The organism is Burkholderia sp. BKH01 (assembly GCF_025685725.1).
In the GTDB taxonomy this organism is placed as follows: Bacteria; Pseudomonadota; Gammaproteobacteria; order Burkholderiales; family Burkholderiaceae; genus Burkholderia; species Burkholderia pyrrocinia_C.
The window spans coordinates 13,816-35,180 of sequence record NZ_JAOTQT010000039.1; the positions used below are offsets into that span (position 1 = coordinate 13,816).

At 68.6% G+C, this 21,365-nt stretch carries 15 protein-coding genes and 1 pseudogene; 10 read left to right on the forward strand and 6 right to left on the reverse strand.

Annotation, left to right across the window (positions count from 1 at the left end):
* The first annotated feature begins 12 nt into the window (after positions 1-12).
* Positions 13-1,122 carry an ABC transporter ATP-binding protein gene (locus tag OEJ37_RS33090; protein ID WP_175919178.1) on the forward strand — a complete coding sequence of 370 codons (1,110 nt, stop codon included), beginning with the start codon at positions 13-15 and terminating at the stop codon, positions 1,120-1,122.
* Here the strand turns inward: OEJ37_RS33090 and OEJ37_RS34975 are convergent.
* A pseudogene (locus OEJ37_RS34975) lies at positions 1,097-1,528 on the reverse strand (LysR substrate-binding domain-containing protein); the annotation flags it as partial. The gene OEJ37_RS33090 and the pseudogene OEJ37_RS34975 overlap by 26 nt on opposite strands.
* 596 nt (positions 1,529-2,124) lie before the next feature.
* Between OEJ37_RS34975 and OEJ37_RS33100 the strand changes: the two are divergent.
* From OEJ37_RS33100 to OEJ37_RS33110, 3 genes are all read left to right on the forward strand, one after another.
* Positions 2,125-3,141 (forward strand): isocyanide synthase family protein, encoded by a 1,017-nt coding sequence (locus OEJ37_RS33100; RefSeq protein WP_175919179.1) that lies wholly within the window; start codon positions 2,125-2,127, stop codon positions 3,139-3,141.
* Positions 3,142-3,235: 94 nt separating this feature from the next.
* A complete protein-coding gene (locus tag OEJ37_RS33105) occupies positions 3,236-3,706 on the forward strand; it encodes a protein tyrosine phosphatase family protein (protein WP_263349203.1) in 471 nt (156 codons plus the stop codon).
* Positions 3,703-5,442 (forward strand): L-tyrosine/L-tryptophan isonitrile synthase family protein, encoded by a 1,740-nt coding sequence (locus OEJ37_RS33110; protein WP_263349205.1) that lies wholly within the window; start codon positions 3,703-3,705, stop codon positions 5,440-5,442. The genes OEJ37_RS33105 and OEJ37_RS33110 overlap by 4 nt, the downstream gene beginning before the upstream one ends.
* A 209-nt stretch (positions 5,443-5,651) precedes the next feature.
* Here the strand turns inward: OEJ37_RS33110 and OEJ37_RS33115 are convergent, their stop codons facing one another.
* A complete protein-coding gene (locus tag OEJ37_RS33115) occupies positions 5,652-7,130 on the reverse strand; it encodes an efflux transporter outer membrane subunit (RefSeq protein ID WP_263349207.1) in 1,479 nt (492 codons plus the stop codon).
* Between the two features lie 104 nt (positions 7,131-7,234).
* Here OEJ37_RS33115 and OEJ37_RS33120 point away from each other — a divergent pair, with 104 nt between their 5' ends.
* From OEJ37_RS33120 to OEJ37_RS33135, 4 genes are all read left to right on the forward strand, one after another.
* On the forward strand, positions 7,235-7,852 hold the full coding sequence (locus tag OEJ37_RS33120; RefSeq protein WP_152862872.1) for a TetR/AcrR family transcriptional regulator: 618 nt from the start codon (positions 7,235-7,237) through the stop codon (positions 7,850-7,852).
* 80 nt (positions 7,853-7,932) lie between these two features.
* On the forward strand, positions 7,933-9,024 hold the full coding sequence (locus OEJ37_RS33125) for an efflux RND transporter periplasmic adaptor subunit (RefSeq protein WP_411859305.1): 1,092 nt from the start codon (positions 7,933-7,935) through the stop codon (positions 9,022-9,024).
* A complete protein-coding gene (locus OEJ37_RS33130) occupies positions 9,021-12,137 on the forward strand; it encodes an efflux RND transporter permease subunit (RefSeq protein ID WP_175919184.1) in 3,117 nt (1,038 codons plus the stop codon). Before OEJ37_RS33125 ends, OEJ37_RS33130 begins: the two co-directional genes overlap by 4 nt.
* Positions 12,138-12,175: 38 nt before the next feature.
* Complete coding sequence (locus OEJ37_RS33135; protein ID WP_174419785.1) at positions 12,176-12,889, forward strand: LuxR family transcriptional regulator; 714 nt, start codon at positions 12,176-12,178, stop codon at positions 12,887-12,889.
* Between the two features lie 75 nt (positions 12,890-12,964).
* On the opposite strand, the gene OEJ37_RS33140 is transcribed toward OEJ37_RS33135, so the two are convergent.
* The 4 genes from OEJ37_RS33140 to OEJ37_RS33155 all read right to left on the reverse strand — a co-directional run bounded on the left by OEJ37_RS33140 (position 12,965) and on the right by OEJ37_RS33155 (position 18,166).
* Entirely contained in the window at positions 12,965-13,963 is a 999-nt protein-coding gene (locus OEJ37_RS33140) for a sugar-binding transcriptional regulator (protein WP_174419784.1), read from the reverse strand.
* A 57-nt stretch (positions 13,964-14,020) separates the two neighbouring features.
* The gene (gene xylB, locus OEJ37_RS33145; RefSeq protein ID WP_175919185.1) at positions 14,021-15,502 is read right to left on the reverse strand and encodes a xylulokinase; all 1,482 of its coding nucleotides are present in this window, start codon (positions 15,500-15,502) and stop codon (positions 14,021-14,023) included.
* Between the two features lie 104 nt (positions 15,503-15,606).
* Positions 15,607-17,001 (reverse strand): D-arabinitol 4-dehydrogenase, encoded by a 1,395-nt coding sequence (gene dalD / locus OEJ37_RS33150; RefSeq protein WP_175941145.1) that lies wholly within the window; start codon positions 16,999-17,001, stop codon positions 15,607-15,609.
* Positions 17,002-17,254: 253 nt separating this feature from the next.
* Positions 17,255-18,166 carry a LysR family transcriptional regulator gene (locus OEJ37_RS33155; protein ID WP_174419781.1) on the reverse strand — a complete coding sequence of 304 codons (912 nt, stop codon included), beginning with the start codon at positions 18,164-18,166 and terminating at the stop codon, positions 17,255-17,257.
* Positions 18,167-18,265: 99 nt separating this feature from the next.
* Here OEJ37_RS33155 and mdlC point away from each other — a divergent pair, with 99 nt between their 5' ends.
* A complete protein-coding gene (mdlC, locus tag OEJ37_RS33160; RefSeq protein WP_263349212.1) occupies positions 18,266-19,873 on the forward strand; it encodes a benzoylformate decarboxylase in 1,608 nt (535 codons plus the stop codon).
* A gap of 29 nt (positions 19,874-19,902) precedes the next feature.
* Positions 19,903-21,354 (forward strand): aldehyde dehydrogenase, encoded by a 1,452-nt coding sequence (locus tag OEJ37_RS33165; protein ID WP_263349213.1) that lies wholly within the window; start codon positions 19,903-19,905, stop codon positions 21,352-21,354.
* Positions 21,355-21,365: the final 11 nt, after the last annotated feature.

Genomic DNA, 21,365 nt, shown 5'->3' on the forward strand with positions numbered 1-21,365 from the left:
CGGAGACAGATCATGGCAAGCGTGCTCCTGCGCAACATCGCGAAGCGCTACGACGAAACCGAAGTGCTGCGCAACGTGAACCTCGACATCGCCGACGGCGAATTTGTCGTGTTCGTCGGCCCGAGCGGCTGCGGCAAATCCACGCTGATGCGGATGATCGCGGGCCTCGAGGATATTTCGAGCGGCGACCTGCTGATCGACGGCGCGAAGGTCAACGACGTGCCGAGCGCGAAGCGCGGCATCGCGATGGTGTTCCAGTCGTATGCGCTGTACCCGCACATGACGCTGTACGACAACATGGCGTTCGGCCTCAAGCTCGCGGGCGCGAAGAAACCCGAGATCGACCAGGCCGTGAAGCAGGCCGCGAAGATCCTGCACATCGATCACCTGCTCGACCGCAAGCCGAAGCAGCTGTCGGGCGGCCAGCGGCAGCGCGTCGCGATCGGCCGCGCGATCACGCGCAAGCCGAAGGTGTTCCTGTTCGACGAGCCGCTTTCGAACCTCGACGCCGCGCTGCGCGTGAAGATGCGGCTGGAATTCGCGCGGCTGCACGACGAGCTGAAGACGACGATGATCTACGTGACGCACGACCAGGTCGAGGCGATGACGCTCGCCGACAAGATCGTCGTGCTGTCGGGCGGCGCGGTGCAGCAGGTCGGCACGCCGAACGAGCTGTATCACGCGCCGGCGAACCAGTTCGTCGCGGGCTTCATCGGTTCGCCGAAGATGAATTTCCTGAAGGGCACGGTCGAATCGGTCGACGCGGGCGGCGTGCTCGTGCGCTTCGACAGCGGTGAGACGCAGCGCGTCGCGGTCGAAGCGGCCGGGTTGCAGCGCGGTGCGGCGGTGACCGTCGGCGTGCGGCCCGAGCACCTGCTGGTGGGCACGGCGGCCACGGGCGTCGCCGCGCGGACGATGGCCGTCGAGTCGCTCGGCGATGCCGCGTATCTGTACGCGGAGTCGGCGGTTGCGCCGGACGGGCTGATCGCGCGGATTCCGCCGCTCGACACGTATCGCACCGGCGAGGCGCTGCACGTGCACGCGCAGGCCGAGCACTGCCATCTGTTCGACGAGCACGGGCAGGCGTTCCGGCGGCTCAGCGCGCATGCGAAGGCCGCGTGACGGCCGGGATCGGTCGGAAGCGCAGGTTTGCGGCCATGAAGTCGACGAACGCGCGCAGCTTCGGCGTCGGATAGGGGCCCGACGGCCGCAGCACGTAGAACGGCGTGCAACTCGCGACGTGTTCGTCGAGCAACGCGCATAGCGTGCCGTTGTCGAGTGCGTCGCGCACGAAGAACGCGGGCAGGCACGCGATGCCGAGCCCGCGCTGCGTGAAGCACAGGCGCGCTTACGCGCTGTTGCCGACCACCGAGACGGGCACCTCGGGCGGCGTGCCCGATCGCGGCACTCGCAGCGACCAGGTTTCGAGCTTGCCGCTGCACGGAAAGCGGTAGTGCAGGCGGCGGTGCAGCGCGAGATCGGCCGGCGTGCGCGGCGTGCCTTGCCGTGCGAGGTAGTCGGGTGCCGCGGGCCGCGTGGGATTGCGGTGTGCAAGTGCGGCCTGGATTCAGGATACCTGAACGTCCGGCGTAACCCTTGCGCGACGCGTGTCGCTGCCGAGCGCGGATAGTCGGGCCCGGCATTCGGTCGTGCGCTCCGCCGCTCCTGAACCCCGCCGTGCGCACAGCCGGCGCCGCCGGCGGACGACCCCTCCCGATTTTCCCGACTGTCACCCGTCACCCGTCACCCATCACCCATCACCCGTCCGGTGTGATCGACGCTTGCGCACCGCACCGCACCGCACCGCACCGCACCGCACCGCACCGCACCGCACCGCACCGCGCGGAAACAATCACGCTCAGTAGCACGCTTCTTTTTGACAAATCCTGCCCGAAAGGACAGCTATCGCGCGGGAAGCGTTTGCTTTGTAATTTCGCCGGCGTTTGATTGGCGAATTCGCTTATATCGCGTTCCGCACACCAGGACGCGCAGCGTCCAGCCGGTCGATCGTGCCAGTGCCAGCGCCAGCGCGCGATGTCAAAAACTACGAGGAGTGCAGCGGTTGCGCGACCGCCTGCCGATGCTGGGAAAAGCACATCCTCAGCCATTCACGAGAGGGCCGAAATGTCGTGCGATTTATACGAGATCCAAGCACGCGCGGAGGAGTGCGACGCGCTTTCGATTGCCCGCGCGATCGTGCGCGAAGTGTTCAAGCTTCGCAAGCTGCATCCGACGGAGGACAGTCGACCCGGCGACATCGAAGCCGAGATGGACTGGCATGTCGAGGCGATCCTGCCCGTCGTTGCGAGCGATCGTCAGGTCAGGCTGATCCTGCCCGCGTTTCCGGGCAAGTCGCCGAACCGGATGAAGACGCTCGGTGTGTTGCCTGATCTCGCGGAGAAGCACGCGCTGAAGAACCTGGCCGCGCTGTGCATGCGTATCGGCAAGATCTACAAGCCGGGCGTGAAGTTCGTGATCTGCTCGGACGGCTACTGTTTCTCGGACGTTGTCAGCATCGGCGACGACGAAGTCGCGCAATACCTGAAGAGCCTCGAAGAGCATGCGGCCGCGCATTTCGAAGGCTGCTTCGAGTTCTTCGACCTGAAAAGCCATTTCGGCTATCTCGACGACCTCACGTCGAAACGCGAGGAGCTGCTGATCGCATACAGCGATCCGGTCGAGCGGATCCGGCGGCAATGCCAGGACGATCCGGCGATGAGCGCGATGTATCGCGGCATCACGCGCTTCCTGTACGAAGATTCGCTCGGCATCGAGCGGTTTCGGACGTGGAGCAACACGGCGATCCAGAAAATGAGCCGCTGCAACGCGTATCGCGTGATCCAGCGCAGCAATGCGTGGAGCCGGCTGATCGAGGACGCGTTTCCGAACAGCCTGCGGCTGTCCATTCATCCGCAGTTCCGCGTGTCGAAGAAGATCGGCATCCGCCTCGTCGACTGCGACGACGTGTGGCTCACGCCGTGGCATTCGGTGGCGGTGCGCGAGAACAACCGGATCGTGCTGAAGAAGCGCTCCGAGGTCGACGAGCGCAATTCGGTGCTGGTGTTCTCGGACGGCGTGCCCTGCCATTTCGTCCATCACCCGCAACTGTTCGCCGGCGCGACCGAAGCCGTTTCTTCCTGAGCGGCGCGAGGCGCATTCCACCCGATTGGGGTTCGTCGGCAGCCGCGTCGCACCGCGGGCGACGAACCCGTTCCATTTGCAATGGAGACACAACGTGAATCTTTCCGACATGCGCAACGCGAAATGGATCGATGCGCATACGCTGACGGCCGGCCAGCCGACCGAGGCGCAGTTTGCCGAGCTGGCACGGGACGGCGTGACGACGGTCATCAACCTCGCGCCGTTCGACACGCGCTACTCGATCGACGACGAGGAAGGCTGCGTGCGGCGCAACGGCTTGCAGTATCACTTCCTGCCGGTCGATTTCAAGCAGCCCGCGCTGGAGGACTTCGACCGCTTCGCCGACCTCTTCCGGCAGGTGGCCGGCGGCAGGACGCTCGTGCATTGCGCGGCAAACTACCGGGTCTCGGTGTTCGTGTCGCACTACAAGATGATGCATGACGGCTGGTCCGCCGCGCAGGCGGACGAATGGATCGCCGGCATCTGGAATGCCGCGGAGTTTCCCGTCTGGCAAACCTTCATCCAGACGCTGCGTACGAGCCTGAGCGCGCGCGGTGCGTTATGAGCGGCGCATCGGCGGTGGCCGGATTCCGGCTCGCGTTCGGACAGCTGTGCCGTGACGGAGATGTCGACCGCCTGTCTGCCGCGCAGCGCGACGCGCTCGATGCGCAGGTCGGCGCGTGCGTGACGCGCGGGCAGCCGATCCGGCTGACGTTGCCGGGTTTTCCGCTCAAGTCGCCGGACCGGCGCGGCAGGGTGCTTGGCATGCTGCCTGACCGCGGCGAACAACTTGCGCTCGGCTATCTCGACGCGTTCTGCGAGACGGTGCGCCGGTTCTACGCGCCGGGATGCGTGGTCGACCTGTTCAGCGATGGGCTGACGTTCTTCGATCTGCTGGACGTGCGCCGGGCCGACGCGAATGCGTATCACCGCGCGCTGCGTGAACTGGTCGTGTCGCGCAACATCGTCTGGCATTCGTATTCGACGGTGGATCCGTCGTTCGATCGCGATGCGGCCGATGTCGACGCCGCGCTTGCGCCGTACTGGCCTGCCGACGACGACAAGCGTTGCGATGCCCGCGGCGAACGCGTCGCCGAGCTGACGGCATTGCTCGCCGGCGAACGGCGGATCGTGCTGGCCGACGCGGACACCGCGACGCGTGCGCGGCTCTCGCGGGCCGCGCAACGGATGGCGGAGCGCGGCGTCGCGCTGGACGGCTTTCTCGACGCGAAGCTGCCTGCCGGTCTGCGGCTGACCGTCCACGCGGCGCCGCACGGGAGCAAGAAGATTCCGATCAGGTTGCATGCCGGGGGCGGCGATGGTGCGCTGCCCTGGCGCAACGTGCTACTTCAAACAAAGAATGGAGAATTTGCCATGCTGAGCAAATCGCAGGTCAACCAAACCGTCAACGCCGCGCTCGTCACGAAAGGCGGCGAACCATGGTATTTCGCGGAAGGCGACGATCCGGTCCTGAATCGCTGTGCGATCAGTGTCGTGCATCGCGACGACTTCGGCCTGCTGGTCGAGCCGAATGCTGACGAAGCAGGCCGGATCGATTGCTGCGCGTTGTCGAAGGATGCGCTCGCAACGATGCTGCGGCGTCACGGTTTCGTCGTGCTGCGTGGTTTTCGTGTCGACGACGAGGCGGCGCTCGTGAAGTTCACCGAGCAGTTCGGCAAGCTATACGTCTGGAAGTTCGGGCCGGTGCACAAGGTGAAGCCCGAAGAGGATGCGAACGGCTACGTGCATTCGTTCGAGGCGGTGCCGCTGCACTGGGACCTGAGCATGCTGCCGCTCACGCATCCGCTCGTGCAGCAGGACGAATACTTCTCCGCGAAGATGTTCGCGCTTTACTGCAAGACCGCGCCGAAGCGGGGCGAGGGCATGACGACGCTGGTCGATGCGCGTCGCATCGTCAGTCAGCTCGACGCAGGCACGTTGGCCGCGTGGGAGCGGACGAGCCTGACCTACGACACGAAGATGACCTACTTCGGCGGCGTGCCGCGGACGTTCCCGCTGATCGCGACGCACCCGGATACGGGCGAAAAGGTGCTGCGCTATCAGGAGGGCAGCGAATCGACGCTGCAGCGTTTCGAAGTGAGCATCGCGACGCCGGGCACGGTGCCCGATGACAGCGTGCAGCAGATCAATGCGCTCGCGTACGCACGCGAGTACCTGGTCGAGCACGACTGGGTGGACGGCGATATCGTGCTGGTCGACAACTACAGTGTGCTGCACGGCCGCCGTGCGATGTCGCGCGAATCGGCGGCGCGCGAGCTGTGGCGGGTGCAGGTGTATTGAGTGCGCTGTCGCGTGTCGGCCGGTCCGGCGATTGCCGGCGGACCGGCTGGCTGCATCGTCGCCGGCCCGGCGCGACGGGCCGGCACGGTGGGCATCAGAACGGAAATGCCGCGGCGCAGGCCGCGGCATTCGTTCGTCGGTGCACCATGCGCGCCCGCGTCGTGCAGCGCGCGTGCGGCTCGAGCGCTCGGCACGTGACGACGCCGAAGTCAGCGAGCGGAGACATTGAACGGGGCATCGTCTTGCGCGTTCCGCGCGGCTTCCCAGCCGCCACCCAGCGCGCGGAACGACGCGATGGCCGCGCGGGCCGCCTCGGCCTGCGCCTGGGCCTTCGCATCGCGCGTCTGCAGCAGATCGCTGTCGGCGTCGAGCACTTCGATGAGGCTCACGACGCCGCTCCGGTACGCAGCGAACGACGTTTCCCGCGCACGCGCCAGCGCGGTTTCACCCCGTGCGAGCGTACGCATCTGGGCCTCGCGCTTCACGAGCGCCGAAAACGCATCCTCGACATCCTCCGACGCGCGCAACGCGGCTTGCCGATAGGCGGCGAGCGCCTCGGAAGTCTGCCCGCGCGCAGCCGCGATCTGCGCATCGATGCGCCCGAAGTCGAACAGGCGCCAGCGCAGGCCGAGGACCCCTTGCGCCTGCGTCGCGCCAGACGTGAACAGGTCGCCGGATGCGGTGGCGGCCGTGCCGATCAGGCCGCTCAGCGACAGCTTCGGATAGTACTCGGCGATCGCCGCGCCGATGCGCGCATTCGCGGCCGCGAGCCGCCGTTCGGCGACGATCAGGTCCGGGCGGCGGCGCAGCAGGTCGCCCGGCGTGCCGGCATCCGCGAGACGGGGGGCGACCGGAATCGGCGCGGCCGTGTCCAGTTCGGGCCGATGGGTGCCGGGCTGCGCGCCGACCAGCACGTCGAGTGCGTTCTGCGCTGCGTCGAGCCCGGTTTCGAGCACCGGCACGGTGGCCTCGACCTGGGCCAGCGCGCCTTCCGCCTGGCGAACCTGCAATTCGGCCGCAACGCCATTGCGGTGCTGCATTTGCACGGTTGCCAGCAGGCGCCGGCGAGTGTCGACCTGCTGCGTTGCGACGGTGAGGCGCGCCTGCAGCCCGCGGATCGTCACATAGGTATCCGCGGTCTGCGCGGCGACGGCAAGCCGGGTGGCGACCGCGGCCGCCGCCGACGCTTCGTATTCGGCGCGCACGGCCTCGCGGCTGCGCCGCAATCCGCCGAACAGGTCGATTTCCCAGCTCGCGCCGACGTCGCCCTCGTAATAGGCGGCGTTGCGGGAGAAGCCGGGCGTCGAGTCGAGCAGCCGTCCGAGCGGCGTATCGATCGACTGGTAGACCTTCTGGCCCTGGGCGGTCACGCTGCCGCTCGGCAGCAGCGCCGCGGTGGCGGCGCCCAGCGCGGCGCGCGCCTGCGCGACACGCGCGGTTGCCTGGGCGATGTCGAGGTTCTGTTCCAGCGCGAGATCGACGAAGTGCGTCATCAGAGGGTCGTCGAAGCCCGTCCACCACGCGCCGAGGTCCGCGACCGTCGCGACGGGACGCTGTTCGACGGCGGCTTGCCCCATGAAGCGATCGGGTGCGGCAATGGCCGGCCGTTGGTAATCGGGGCCAACCGCGCAGCCGGCCAGCGCGCCGACGGCGAGGAACGATGCAAAAAATCGATGGGAAACCGGCATGACGGCCCTTCAGGGTAGAGAATAGAGGCGATGTTTCGAGTGTGACCATTGTACGAATTGGTCACATGGTGTCAATCACGTCCTGATGTTCCAGATTTCCAACCATGACTGAAAGCGTGTCTCTCCCCGCAGGCCGGCGCGGCCCAGCGGACCACGCCGTCCGCGACCAGATCGTGAATGCGGCGAACGAACATTTCCGGCATTACGGGTACGGCAAGACGACGGTGTCCGATCTCGCGAAGGCGATCGGTTTCTCGAAGGCGTACATCTACAAGTTCTTCGATTCGAAGCGCGCGATCGGCGAAGCGATCTGCGCGACGAGCCTCGGCACGATCATGGTGGCGGCGGATCAGGCGATCGCCGGCGCCGAGTCCGCGACCGACAGGCTGCGCGGGATGTTCCAGGCGATGACCGCCGCCTGCGTGGGGTTCTTCTTCACCGATCGCAAGCTGTACGACATTGCCGCGTATGCGATCGAGGAAGGCTGGCAGACCACGATCGAACACGAAGAGAAGATCAGGGGTGCGATCGTGCGGATCGTCCGCGAAGGGCGGGAAAGCGGCGAGTTCGAGCGCAAGACGCCGCTCGACGAGACCTGCCGCGCGATCTTTCTCGTGCTGCAGCCGTTCGTGAATCCGGTGATGCTGCAGTACCACCTCGACCACGCCGAGGACGCGTCGAAGGCCGTCTGCAACCTGGTGCTGCGCAGCCTGTCGCCTTGATGTCGTTTTCGTTGTGACCATTGACGATATTGGTCACATGATTCACACTCGGGCCTCCTTCAGTCTGGAGATTGCCCATGTTGCTCATTCGCGCGGCCGCGCCGGCTGTTCTCGCCGCTTCGATTGCGTTCGGCCTCGTCGCTTGCGGTCCCGCGAAACAGGACGATCCGCGCTCCGCGACGCCGCTCGTCCGGACGGACATCGCGCGTGACGCCGGGGGCGTCGGCCGGACCTTCACGGGTACCGTCGTCGCGCGGGTGCAAAGCGACCTCGGTTTCCGCGTGCCGGGCAAGATCGTCGAGCGCCTGGTGGATGCCGGCCAGGCCGTGCGTCGCGGGCAGCCGCTGATGCGGATCGACGCAACCGACCTGCAGCTCGCGACGCGCGCCGAGGACGACGCCGTGGCCGCGGCGAAGGCACGCGCCAGCCAGACCGCGGCCGACGAAATGCGCTACGGCGGGCTCGTTTCCGCCGGCGCGGTGTCGGCATCCGCGTACGACCAGATACGGGCTGCCGCCGACACCGCGCGGGCGCAGCTTCGTGCCGCGCAGGCGCGTGCGAACGTCGCGCGCAACGCGGCCGGCTACGCGGTGCTGGTCGCCGATGCGGACGGTGTCGTGATGAGCACGCTCGGCGAGCCCGGACAAGTGGTGGCCGCAGGCCAGACGGTCGTGCGGCTCGCGCGTTCCGGCCCGCGTGAAGCGGTCGTCGACCTGCCCGAAACGTTCCGACCCGCGCTCGGCTCCATGGGCCGCGCGACGCTGTATGGCGGCGCCGACCTGGCGGGCGGCGCACGTCTACGACAACTTTCCGATGCGGCCAATCCGCAGACGCGGACATTCGAGGCGCGCTACGTGCTGGAGGGGCCGATCGCGCGCGCGCCGCTCGGCGCGACGGTGACGGTCAATGTGCCCGACGCGCATGCCGCGACCGGCGAGGCCGCAATGCGGGTGCCGCTCGCGGCGGTCTACGATCGCGGAAACGGCCCGGGTGTCTGGATCGTCGACGGGGCGAAGCCGCGGGTGGTCTGGCGGCGCGTGCGGCTGGGCGCGATCGGCGACGAGACCGCCACGGTCGCGGAAGGGCTCAAGGCAGGCGAGCGCTTCGTCGCGCTCGGCGCGCACCTGCTGCACGACGGCGAGAGCGTGCGCATCGCGGGAGCGTTGCAATGAGCGGCTTCAATCTTTCCGCGCTCGCGGTGCGCGAACGCGCGGTCACGCTGTTCCTGATCGTCGCGGTGTCCGTCGCCGGCGCGCTCGCGTTCCTCAAGCTCGGGCGCGCGGAGGATCCGGCGTTTACCGTCAAGGAGCTGGCCTTCATGTCCGCGTGGCCCGGCGCGACCGCGCAGGAGATGCAGGATCTGGTCGCCGAGCCGCTCGAGAAGCGGATGCAGGAGTTGAAGTGGTACGACCGCACGGAAACCTTCACGCGGCCGGGGCTCGCTTTCACGACCGTCACGCTGCGCGACGACACGCCACCGTCGGCCGTGCAGGAAGAGTTCTACCAGGCGCGCAAGAAGCTGGGCGACGAGGCGGCGAAGCTGCCGCAGGGCGTGGCCGGCCCGTTCGTCAACGACGAATACGCGGACGTGACGTTCGCGCTCTACGCGCTGAAGGCGCGCGGCGAGCCGCCGCGCGTGCTGGTGCGTGAGGCGGAAGCGCTGCGCCAGCGGTTGCTGCACGTGCCGGGCGTGAAAAAGATCGATATCGTCGGCGAGCGGCCCGAGCGCATCTTCGTCGAGTTCTCGTATGCACGGCTCGCGAATCTCGGCATCTCGCCGCGCGACATCTTTGCCGCGCTGAACGACCGGAATCTCGTGACACCCGCCGGCTCGATCGACACGGCCGGGCCGCAGGTGCTGATTCGCCTCGACGGCGCGTTCGACGATCTTCAGAAGATCCGCGACACGCCGATCGTCGCCGGCGGACGCACGCTCAGGCTGTCCGACATCGCGGACGTCAAGCGCGGCTACGAGGATCCCGCCACCTTCCTGATCCGCAACCAGGGCGAGCCGGCGCTGCTGCTTGGCGTCGTGATGAAGGAGCGCTACAACGGCCTGCAGCTCGGCAAGGATCTCGACAAGGAGGTGGCGGCGATTTCGGCGGAAATGCCGCTCGGCCTGTCGCTGACGAAAGTCACCGATCAGGCGGTCAACATCGAGGAAGCGTACGACGAGTTCATGCTGAAGTTCTTCGTCGCGCTGGCCGTCGTGATCGCCGTGTGCCTGATCAGCCTCGGCTGGCGGGTGGGGATCGTGGTCGCGGCCGCCGTGCCGCTCACGCTCGCGGGCGTCTTCATCATCATGCTCGCGACCGGGCGCGATTTCGATCGCATCACGCTCGGCGCACTGATCCTGTCGCTCGGGCTGCTCGTCGACGACGCGATCATCGTGATCGAGACCATGGTCGTGAAGATGGAGGAGGGGTTCGACCGCATCGCGGCCTCCACGTATGCGTGGAGCCATACCGCAGCGCCGATGCTGGCGGGCACGCTCGTGACTGCGATCGGGCTGATGCCGGTCGGCTTCGCGAAGTCGAGTGCGGGCGAATACGCGGGCAACATCTTCTGGGTCGTGGCCTTTGCACTGCTGACGTCCTGGGTCGTTGCGGTCGCCTTCACGCCATACCTCGGCGTCAAGCTGCTGCCGCGGATCCGGCCGGTCGCGGGCGGGCATGCCGCCGTCTACGATACGCCGGCCTATCGTCGGTTTCGCGCGCTGCTCGCGTGGACGGTCGCGCACAAGAAACGCGTCGTGTTCGCGGTCGTGGTTTCGTTCGCGGCCGCCGTGCTCGGCCTCGGTCTCGTCAAGCAGGAGTTCTTCCCGATCTCGAGCCGGCCGGAAGTGCTGGTGGAAGTGCGGATGAGCGAAGGAACCGGCATCGCGGCCACCAGCGCGGTGGCCGGCAAGGTGGAGGCATGGCTGCGCAAGCAGCCCGAGGCCCGGCTGGTCACGAGCTACATCGGTCAGGGGGCGCCGCGCTTCTTCATTGCGATGTCGCCCGAACTGCCCGACCCGTCGTTCGCGAAGATCGTCGTGCTGACGCAGAACGAGAAGGCCCGCGAGGCGCTGAAGCTGAAGCTGCGCACCGCCGTCGCGCAGGGCCTCGCGCCCGACGCGCAGGTGCGTGCCACGCAGATCGTGTTCGGGCCGTATTCACCCTTTCCCGTCGCGTTTCGCGTGATGGGGCCGGACGAGGGCAAGGTCCGCGAGATCGCCGGACAGGTCGAGCGTGTGATGCGTGCGAACCCGTCGATGCGGCAGGTGAACGCCGATTGGGGGCCGCGCGTACCGACGCTCCGCATCTCGCTCGATCAGGATCGGCTGCGCGCGATCGGCCTGAGCACGCACGATGCGTCGCAGCAGCTGCAGTTCCTGCTGACGGGCGCCCCTGTCACGCAGGTGCGCGAGGACATCCGTTCGGTCGAGGTGGTGGCGCGCAGCGCGGGCACCGACCGGCTCGATCCGGCGAAGCTCGGCGCGTTCACGCTGACGGGAAGCGCTGGCCAGAAGGTGCCGCTCGACCAGCTCGGCGAGGTCGGGATTCGCATGGAAGACCCGATCTTGCGGCGTCGCGACCGCCTGACGACGATGACCGTGCGTGGCGACATCGGCGAGGAGTTCCAGCCGCCCGAGGTCTCGAACGAAATCATTCAGGCGATCCGGCCGATCGTCGCCGCGTTGCCGCCGGGGTACCGGATCGAGACCGGCGCGGCCCTTGAGGAAGCGAACAAGGCGAACGCCGCGCTCGCCGCCGTGTTTCCGATCATGCTGATTCTGATGATGATTGTCGTGATCTTCCAGGTGCGCTCGATCGCGGCGATGGCGATGGTGCTGCTGACGGCACCGCTCGCGCTGGTGGGCGTCGTGCCGATCCTGCTGCTGTTCCGTCAGCCGTTCGGCTTCAACGCGATCCTTGGGCTGATCGGTCTTGCCGGCATCATCATGCGCAACACGCTGATTCTGATCGGGCAGATCCATCAGAACGAAGCCGACGGCCTCGATCCGTACGACGCGATCATCGAAGCGACCGTGCAGCGTGCGCGCCCGGTGATTCTGACGGCGCTCGCGGCTGCGCTCGCCTTCATTCCGCTGACGTTCTCGGTGTTCTGGGGGGCGCTCGCGTTCACGCTGATCGGCGGCACGATCGGTGGCACGGCGTTGACGCTCGTGTTTCTCCCTGCGCTGTACGCGATCTGGTTCCGCGTTGCCCCGAAGGCGACCGACGAAGCGGCGCACACGTCTCTCCCGGCATATCGGCGCGAACAGACGTCCGTCGGTTCCTGACCGCGCATGTGCGAACCGGAAAACAGGGAGGCGAGAAAATGACGAACCATTCGAGCATGTGCTACGGAAACATGTTTTCCGAGCTGAATTCGGAATCGGAGCTGATCGAGCGCATGACGTACGTGACGCGCGAGCTCGGCTTCGAGCATTTCTACTATGTGATGCGCATTCCGCTGCCGATCTCGAACCCGAGGAACTACATCTTTTCCGATTGCCCGGACACGTGGATCCGGAGCTACGTCGAGCGCGACGGCTTCAGGGCCGATCCGGCCGTGCAGCGCGGGCTGCGGGAAAGCGTTCCGTTCCTGTGGTCCGCCGTTAGCGGGGAGGCGGCGGATTTCTGGGGCGATCCGTTGCAGCAGCGGTTCCGTCACGCGTGGAGCATGCCGCTGCGCGGGCAGTTCGGCACGATCGGCTTGCTGTCGCTGCTGAGGAAATCCGCGCCGATCCTCCGGGACGAACTCCTGTCCAAGGAGCCGTACGTACTGTGGCTGACGACGCTGGCTCACCGGGCGATGACGCGTCTCGTCGTCGCCACGGCGATGCCCGAGGTGTGCCAGACGCTGACGGCCCGCGAGAAGGAGGTGCTGAAATGGACTGCTGCGGGCAAGACGTATGCCGATATCGGGTTGATCCTGTCCATCTACGATCGGACTGCGAAGTTTCACTTGATGAACGTGATGCGCAAGCTTCGTGCGGCCAACAAGGCGGAGGCCGTGATGAAGGCCACGATGCTCGGGTTTCTTCAGTGATGTCCGGTTTGTCCGGAGGCGACGGCAATCCGGTGTGCGGCGACCGCATGCGTCAGCGGGAAGCCGGCACGGCGCCTACGCGTCCAGCGCAGCCCTCGCGCACGTCTCGTCGGTGACGAGCCCCGACACCCAGCCGCCGCGCAGCGCGGCGATCACCGCGTCGCGTTTCTTCGGGCCGCCCGCGAACGCGATCGTCGGGCGTTTCGGCGGCGTGGCGAGCGATACGCTCGTCACGCGCGCGCTGGTCGACACGTCGATCAGCTTGCCCTGCGCATCGATCGGCATGCCGAGCAGTTCGGCCACCGCGCCGAGCGCGGTCATCTCGTCGCGCTCCTGTTCGGTGATGAAGCCGTCTTCGTACAGCGGGCAGTGCGGGCCGGTGTTGCCGATCCCGACGAACGCGACGTCGGCCTTGCCCGACAGCGCCTCGACGATCCGGTACAGCCGGTGGTTGCACCACTGCGCGCGCTCGGCGGCGCTGTCGGCGAACAGCGGCGCGGGCAGCAGGAAGTGCTTGCTGCCGGTTTTCTCGGAGATGTACTGCGCGACGTCGTAGCGGTTCGACGAGCCGTCGGCCGCGATCGCGCCGACCATCGACACGAGCCGGTGCTGCGGGCGGTCGATCTGCGCGATCTGCGCGACCGCGGCCTTCAGCGTCCGGCCGCTGCTGACGGCAATCACCATCGGCCGCGTCTCGCCCAGGTAGCGCTCCATCACCTGCGCGCCGGCGACCGCGAGCTTGCGGTCGATTGCTTCGGGCGCATCGGCATCAACGGGTACGACTTCGCACATCGCGAGGCCGTAGCGTTTCGACAACTGCGCGCCGAGATCGAGGCAGTCGGCGAGCTGGTGGTCGACGCGCACGCGGATCAGGTTCTTCTCGACCGCGAACGCGACGAGGCGCTGCGCGACCGGGCGCGACACCTGCAGCTTTTCGGCGATTTCGTTCTGCGTGTCGCCCGCGACGTAGTAGAGCCACGCGGCACGCGTGGCGAGATCGAGTTTTTCTGAGGACTTGGACACGATAGCGATTCGGTTCGGATCTGGGCCGGCCGGCGGGCCGCGCGACGGCATCCACTGTACCGCATGTCGTGCGCGCGGCAGACGGCCGCAAGCGCGCCGCGGCGGCGCTTACGCGAGCCGCGTGCGCGACGGTTCGTACAGCGGTCGCACGTGGCGGTACAGCGCGCGGAACGCGTCGAGGCGTTCGCGCAGCAACGCATGGCGGGCCGCGTCCGGCGCGTATTCGGCGCGCACCGGCGGCTTGGTCAACACCATCTGCGGATCGCCGCCGACGGCCAGCCAGCCAAGCCGAGCCGCGCCGAGCGCCGCGCCCGTTTCGCCGCCGCCGATCTGGCGCGTGCGCACGTTCAGCGCATCGGCGATCAGTTGCGCCCAGAACGCGCTGCGGGCGCCGCCGCCGATCAGCGACAGCTGGTCGGTTTCGACGCCGGCCGCATGCAGCGCGTCGAGGCCGTCGGCGAGGCCGAGCGTCACGCCTTCGAGCACTGCATAGCCGAGATGCGCGCGTTCGGTCGCGTGCGTCATCCCGAAGAACACGCCCTGCGCATACGGATCGTTGTGCGGCGTGCGCTCGCCGGACAGGTAGGGCAGGAACAGCGGCGCCGTCGCGAGCGCGTCGGCGTCGAGCGCCTCGACTTCGGCGAGCAGCGCTGGCTCGTCGGTGCCCGTCAGCTTGCAGACCCAGCGCAGGCAGCTCGCGGCCGACAGCACGACGCTCATCAATTGCCAGCGATCGGGAATCGCATGGCAGAACGCATGCACGGCCGACGCGGGATTCGGCATGAAGCGGTCGCCGACCACGCTCAGTACGCCCGACGTGCCGAGCGACACGAAGCCGTCGCCCGCATGGATCGCGCCGATGCCGAGCGCGCTCGTCGCGTTGTCGCCGCCGCCTCCCGCCACCACGACTGCCTCCGACAACCCGAGTTCGCGCGCGACATCGGCGCGCAGCGTGCCGGACGGCGCGTTGCCCTCGACGATGCGGGGCATCTGGTCGCGCGTCATCCCGCATGCGGCGAGCAGCGCGTCGGACCAGTCGCGGCGCGCGACGTCGAGCCACAGCGTGCCGGCCGCATCCGACGGGTCGGACACCTTCGCGCCGGTCAGCCGGAACCGCAGGTAGTCCTTCGGCATCAGCACGCATGCGGTGGCCGCGAACACGTCGGGTTCGTGCTTCGCGACCCACAGCAGTTTCGGCGCGGTGAAGCCCGGCATCGCGAGATTGCCGGCGAGGGCGTGGAGATCGGGCGCGCGTTCGGTGAGCAGCGCGCATTCGTCGGCGCTGCGCATGTCGTTCCACAGGATCGCGGGGCGCAGCACGCGGTCGTCGCGGCCGAGCAGCACGGCGCCGTGCATCTGGCCCGACAGGCCGATGCCGCGCACCTGCGCGAACGCTTGCGGATGCCGTTCGCGCAGCGCCGCGAGCGCGGCGAGCGTGCCTTGCCACCAGTCGTCCGGATGCTGTTCGGCCCAGCGCGGATGCGGCCGCGACACGGTGAACGGCGAGCCGGCGGTGCCGACGACCGCGCCGTCCGGGGCGAGCAGCAGCACCTTCACTTCCGAGGTGCCGAGGTCGATGCCGAGATACATGAGCGATCCGTTCCGTCAGAGAGGAGCCGCTACTTTAGCCGTGCCGCGCCGCATGTGCCAAGCGGGTTTGCCCGGCTGCGCGGCCGGGCGCCGGCTGTCGCGCGTCAGCGCTGCGAAAGCCATGCGTCGACGCGCGCGAGCGCGGCGCGCAGCGCCTCGAACAGCGCCGCGTTGCCGGCGAGCGAGCCCCACAGCGGGCGGTTCGCGCACAGCGCGACGACGGGGTCGTCTGCGTCTACGATCGCGCGCGCGGCGGCTTCGTCCATCACGCCGTCCTGGTACGCATACGGCAGCGTGCCGCGCGCCCAGCGTTCGAGAAAGCGCAGGAACAGCGCGGGCAGCACGGCGGTGGCGACCGGCGCCGCGCCGCGCGCGAACGATTCGACGAGCGTCGGCGCGATGAAGCCGGGGATCTTCGAGAAGCCGTCGGCCGCGACGCGCTGGTTCGTGTCGAGCACGTACGGGTTGCCGAAGCGTTCGAGCACGACGTCGCGGTAGCGCGCGAGATCGAGCGGGCTCGGCGTGAGGCACGGGATCACGTCCTGCGTCACGTAGTCGTGCGCGAAGCGGCGGATCGCCGCGTCGTGCGTGCCTTCGTGAATGTACGTGTAGCCCGCGAGCGTGCCGGCCCACGCGATGCAGCTGTGCGTCGCGTTGAGGATGCGGATCTTCGCTTCCTCGTACGGGTGCACGTCGTCGACGAGCTCCGCGCCGGCCAGCTCCCAGCGCGGGCGGCCGGCCGCGAAGCGGTCCTCGATCACCCACTGGATGAACGATTCGCCCATCACCGGGCATGCGTCGTCGATGCCGGTGGCCGCCAGCACGCGTTCGCGCACGTCGGCGGTCGGGCGCGGCGTGATGCGGTCGACCATCGCGCTCGGCGTCGCGACGTTTGCGTCGAACCACGCGAGCAGGTCGGCTGCCCCGCGCCGGTCGAGGAATTCGCGCATCCCCGCGCGAAAGCGCGCGCCGTTGTTGCGCAGGTTGTCGCAGCTCTGCAGTGTGAGCGGGCCCGCGCCGCGCCGCATGCGTTCGGCGAGCAGCGCCGCGAGCGCGCCGTACAGCGTCGTGCGCGCGCCCTGCAGGTCGGCCGCGAGATCGGCGTTCGCGACGTCGAGCCGGTTGTGTTCGTCGAGGTAATAGCCGCCTTCGGTGACGGTGAACGACACGATCCGGCAGGCCGGATCGGCGCCGGCGTCGATCAGCGCGGCGAGGTCGATCGACCAGGGCAGCACGCGCGTGATCGCGCGGATCGTCTCGTACGCGCGCTCACCTTGCGGCGTGACGGTTTCGAGCGTGTATTCGCCGTGCTGCGCGGCGAGCGCGTCCATCGTCGCGCGCATGTCGTCGCGGATGTTGCCGACGGACAGCGACCATCGTTCGTCGGCCGGCACGGCCGCGTTCACGCGATGCAGATACCACGCCTGGTGCGCGCGGTGAAACGAGCCCGCGCCGATGTGCAGCAGCACGGGCGCGCGGGCGGAGGGCGATTCGCTCATCCGGTGTCTCCTGTTCGTGCCAGTCTTTCCTGTCGACTAGATCATTTGCTCGTCATGTGAGCGAATGATCGTATTCGGGCGAGCGAAAGTCAAGGCGGGGAGACGGCATTTCGATGGTGCGCTGCGGCGGCGCGCGGGCGGTGCGGGAAGCGAGGGACGGAGGGAAGCGAGGGAAGCGGGGGAAGTGCGGAAATGCGGGAAATGCGGGAAGCGCGCGAAGGGGCGCGAACAGGCGGCCAGCCGGAAACGGGCGTCAGCGCCCCTCGCGCGTGAGCGCGACGAGTTCGTCGAGCAGCTTGCCGGCCGGCCCAGGCAGGATCCCGTGGCGGCGTCGGAACGCGGTGAGCGTGCGCACCGCGACGACCTCCCGCACCGGCAGCGTGTCGATCGTGCCGGCCGCCTGCTCGGCGCCGTACATCGGCTCGGCCATCCAGCTCAGGAAACCGGCATGCGCGACGAGGCTCTTCAGGGTCGTGACCGAGCGCGTCTCGACCGCGATGTCGGGCAGCGCGAGCCCGTGCGCGTCGAAGGTCGCGCGCATGTGGTCGAACGGCGCGGTGCCGCGCGGCGGGATCGCCCAGCGCGCGTGCAGTGTGTCGACGAGCGTCGGCGCGCGGCCGAGCGCGCGCAGCGGATGGTGCGGCGCCGCAACGATATGGCTGCGATCTTCCCAGCGGCACTCGGGAATCGCGACGATCTCGTCGGTGTCGGGCCCGTGCGCGGACAGCGCGAGATCGATCTCGTGCTTGTTCAGCGCGTCGGCGAGGCGGTCCCACACGCCTTCGAGGATCTCGACGCGCAGGTTCGGCCAGCGGTCGAGCACGCGGCCGACCGCGACCGGCAGCACGAGGCTCGCGATGCTGCCCACCGCGCCGACCTTGATCGTGCCCTTCGCGAATCCGCGCATCGCGTCGAGCTCCTCGCGCGCGTGCTCGGCCTCGTGCTGCAGCAGCGTCGCGTGCGGCAGCAGCGCGTCGCCGAACGCGGTGAGCTGCACGCCCTTCGAATGGCGCTCGAACAGCGGCGCGCCGACCTGTTCCTCGAGCCGCTTCAGGATCCGGCTCAGCGCCGGCTGCGTGACATGCAGCGCGTCGGCCGCGCGGCCGAGGCTGCCGCACGCGACGATCGTCGTGAAGGCGCGCAATTGTCGGAGGTCGAAAGTCATGTCGGAACGTAATGGCTTTTTGCAGAAAATACAGTATCCGAGAATGGCTTGCGCTTCGATACTGTGGAAACCGCCAAGCCATCGAGGAGACACCTGAGCATGCCCGGCCATTCGCCCCCATCCGCCGCGTCGATCACCGTTCGCGATGCGGTCATCGACCTGCTTCGCCAGTTCGGCATCGACCGCGTGTTCGGCAATCCCGGCTCGACCGAATTGCCGATGTTCCGCGACTTCCCCGCCGATTTCCGCTATGTGCTCGGCCTGCACGAGGCCGTCGTGGTCGGGATGGCCGACGGCCATGCGCAGGCCACCGGCAATGCGGCGGTCGTCAACCTGCATTCGGCGGCGGGCGTCGGCAACGCGATGGGCAATCTCTTTACCGCGTTCAGGAACCGCACGCCGCTGATCGTCACGGCAGGCCAGCAGGCGCGCGCGATCTTGCCGTTCGATCCGTTCCTCGGCGCGACGCAGGCCGCCGAGTTGCCGAAACCGTACGTGAAATGGAGCATCGAGCCTGCGCGTGCGCAGGACGTGCCGGCCGCGATCGCGCGGGCGTACCGCATCGCGATGCAGGAGCCGCGCGGGCCCGTGTTCGTGTCGATCCCGGTCGACGACTGGGACCAGCCGGCCGAGCTGCTGCCGCGACGCGACGTCAGCAGCGTCGTGCGGCCCGATCCCGATGCGCTCGCGCGGCTCGGCGACGCGCTCGACGCCGCTCGGCGTCCCGCGTTCGTGGTCGGCGCGGCCGTCGATCGCGCGGGTGCGTGGGACGACGTCGTGCGGCTCGCAGAACGGCACCGTGCGCGCGTGTACGTCGCGCCGATGTCGGGGCGCTGCAGCTTCCCCGAGGACCATCCGCTGTTCGCCGGCTTCCTGCCTGCGATCCGCGAGAAGATCGTCGCGCGGCTCGACGTGCATGACCTCGTGTTCGCGTTCGGCGCGCCCGCGTTCACCTATCACATCGAAGGCTTCGGCCCGCACGTGCCGCCGGGTGCGACGCTCGTGCAGCTCGTCGACGATCCGGGCGTCGCCGCGTGGACGCCGGAGGGCGATGCGGTCGTCGGCAACCTGCGGCTCGCGGCGCGCGACCTGCTGGCGCGGCCGGCGCCGCCCGAGCGGCCGATGCCCGCGCCGCGCCCGCCGCGCGCACGCGTCGACGCTCCGGCCGCCGGCGAGCGCATGTCGGTCGCGTTCGCGCTGCAGACGCTCGCCGACGTGCGTGACGCGCACGACATCGTCGTCGAGGAAGCACCGAGCGCTCGGCCGGTGATGCAGGAACACCTGCCGTTCACGCGCAGCGGCACGTTCTACACGATGGACAGCGGCGGGCTCGGCTACGGGATGCCGGCCGCCGTCGGCGTCGCGCTCGCGCAGCCGGGCCGGCGCGTGATCGGGCTGATCGGCGACGGGTCGAGCCTGTATTCGATCCAGGCACTGTGGAGCGCCGCGCAGTTGAAATTGCCGATCACCTTCGTGATCCTGAACAACCGGCGCTACGCGGCGCTGCAGGATTTCGCGCCGGTGTTCGGCTTCGGCCCCGGCGACCCCGTGCAGGGCACCGATCTGCCCGATCTGGATTTCGTCGCGCTCGCCGAAGGGATGGGTTGCCGCGGCGTGCGCGTCGCCGATGCGGCGCGCCTGCGCGACACGCTGACCGACGCGCTGCATGCCGCGACGCCGGTCGTCGTCGAAGTCGAGATTGCCTGACGCGCGACGCGCGTCTTTCCGGAGACTCCATGCAAACCGTATCGATGCTGATCGGCGGCGAACGCCGCCATTCATCCAGCGGCGCGACCTTCGTGCGCCGCAACCCGCTCGACGGCGAAATCGCGTCCGTCGCGCCCGCGTGCACCGTCGACGATGCGCGCGCGGCGGCCGACGCGGCCGCGCGCGCGTTTCCCGAATGGGCCGCGCTCGGCCCCGGTGCGCGCCGTGCGCTGTTGCTGAAGGCGGCTGCCGCGCTCGAAGCGAAGCATGAGCAGTTCGTCGCCGCGATGGCGGCCGAGACGGGCGCATCCGCGCTGTGGGCCGGCTTCAACGTGCACCTGGCCGCGAGCGGGCTCGTCGAGGCCGCGTCGCTGACCACGCAGGTCGGCGGCGAACTGATCCCGTCCGACGTACCCAGTTCGCTCGCGATGGGCGTGCGGCAGCCGGCCGGCGTCGTGCTCGGCATCGCGCCGTGGAACGCGCCCGTGATCCTCGCGACTCGTGCGCTCGCGCTGCCGCTCGCATGCGGCAACACGGTCGTGCTGAAGGGCTCGGAGCTGTGTCCCGTCACGCACGGGCTGATCGTCGAGGCGCTGCAGGAGGCCGGGTTGCCGCCGGGCGTCGTCAACTTCGTGACGAATGCGCCCGACGACGCGGGCGCCGTCGTCGACGCATTGATCGCGCATCCGGCCGTGCGCCGCGTGAATTTCACCGGCTCGACGCGCGTCGGCAGGATCGTCGCCGAAGCGTGCGCGCGGTACCTGAAGCCGTCGGTGCTGGAGCTCGGCGGCAAGGCGCCGTTCGTCGTGCTCGACGATGCCGATCTCGATGCGGCGGTCGCGGCCGCCGCGTTCGGCGCGTTCGCGAATTCCGGGCAGATCTGCATGTCGACCGAGCGGATCATCGTCGACGCATCGATCGCCGATGCGTTCGTCGCGAAGCTCGCCGACAAGGCTGCGTCGCTGCCGCTCGGCGATCCACGCAAGGGCCCCGTCGTGCTCGGCTCGCTGATCGACATGAAAGCCGTCGAGCGCTGCAACGCGCTGATCGACGATGCGCTCGCGCACGGCGCGACGCTGCTGTGCGGCGGCAAGGCCGACAGCACGTTGTTCCCGGCGACACTGCTCGATCGCGTGAGCCCGGCGATGCGCATCTATGCCGAGGAATCGTTCGGCCCGGTGAAGGGCATCGTGCGCGTCGACGGCGAGGCGGCGGCGATCCGCTGCGCGAACGACAACGCGTTCGGGCTGTCGTCGGCCGTGTTCAGTCGCGACGTCGCGCGCGCGATGCGCGTTGCGGCACGCATCGAATCGGGCATCTGCCACGTGAACGGCCCGACCGTGCACGACGAGGCGCAGATGCCGTTCGGCGGCGTAAAGGACAGCGGCTTCGGCCACTTCGGCGGCAAGGCCGGTATCGCGGCCTTCACGGACCTGCGCTGGATCACCGTGCAGACCGAGCCGCGCCACTATCCGTTCTGACGAGGCCACCG

Bases quoted from the DNA above. Each gene is read 5' to 3' on its own strand.
- OEJ37_RS33165 (WP_263349213.1), top strand. From the start codon at position 19,903: ATGCAAACCGTATCGATGCTGATCGGCGGCGAACGCCGCCATTCATCC.
- OEJ37_RS33155 (WP_174419781.1), bottom strand. From the start codon at position 18,166: ATGACTTTCGACCTCCGACAATTGCGCGCCTTCACGACGATCGTCGCG.
- mdlC (WP_263349212.1), top strand. From the start codon at position 18,266: ATGCCCGGCCATTCGCCCCCATCCGCCGCGTCGATCACCGTTCGCGAT.
- OEJ37_RS33130 (WP_175919184.1), top strand. From the start codon at position 9,021: ATGAGCGGCTTCAATCTTTCCGCGCTCGCGGTGCGCGAACGCGCGGTC.
- OEJ37_RS33120 (WP_152862872.1), top strand. From the start codon at position 7,235: ATGACTGAAAGCGTGTCTCTCCCCGCAGGCCGGCGCGGCCCAGCGGAC.
- OEJ37_RS33115 (WP_263349207.1), bottom strand. From the start codon at position 7,130: ATGCCGGTTTCCCATCGATTTTTTGCATCGTTCCTCGCCGTCGGCGCG.
- OEJ37_RS33100 (WP_175919179.1), top strand. From the start codon at position 2,125: ATGTCGTGCGATTTATACGAGATCCAAGCACGCGCGGAGGAGTGCGAC.
- xylB (WP_175919185.1), bottom strand. From the start codon at position 15,502: ATGTATCTCGGCATCGACCTCGGCACCTCGGAAGTGAAGGTGCTGCTG.
- OEJ37_RS33090 (WP_175919178.1), top strand. From the start codon at position 13: ATGGCAAGCGTGCTCCTGCGCAACATCGCGAAGCGCTACGACGAAACC.
- dalD (WP_175941145.1), bottom strand. From the start codon at position 17,001: ATGAGCGAATCGCCCTCCGCCCGCGCGCCCGTGCTGCTGCACATCGGC.
- OEJ37_RS33135 (WP_174419785.1), top strand. From the start codon at position 12,176: ATGACGAACCATTCGAGCATGTGCTACGGAAACATGTTTTCCGAGCTG.
- OEJ37_RS33110 (WP_263349205.1), top strand. From the start codon at position 3,703: ATGAGCGGCGCATCGGCGGTGGCCGGATTCCGGCTCGCGTTCGGACAG.
- OEJ37_RS33140 (WP_174419784.1), bottom strand. From the start codon at position 13,963: ATGCCGTCGCGCGGCCCGCCGGCCGGCCCAGATCCGAACCGAATCGCT.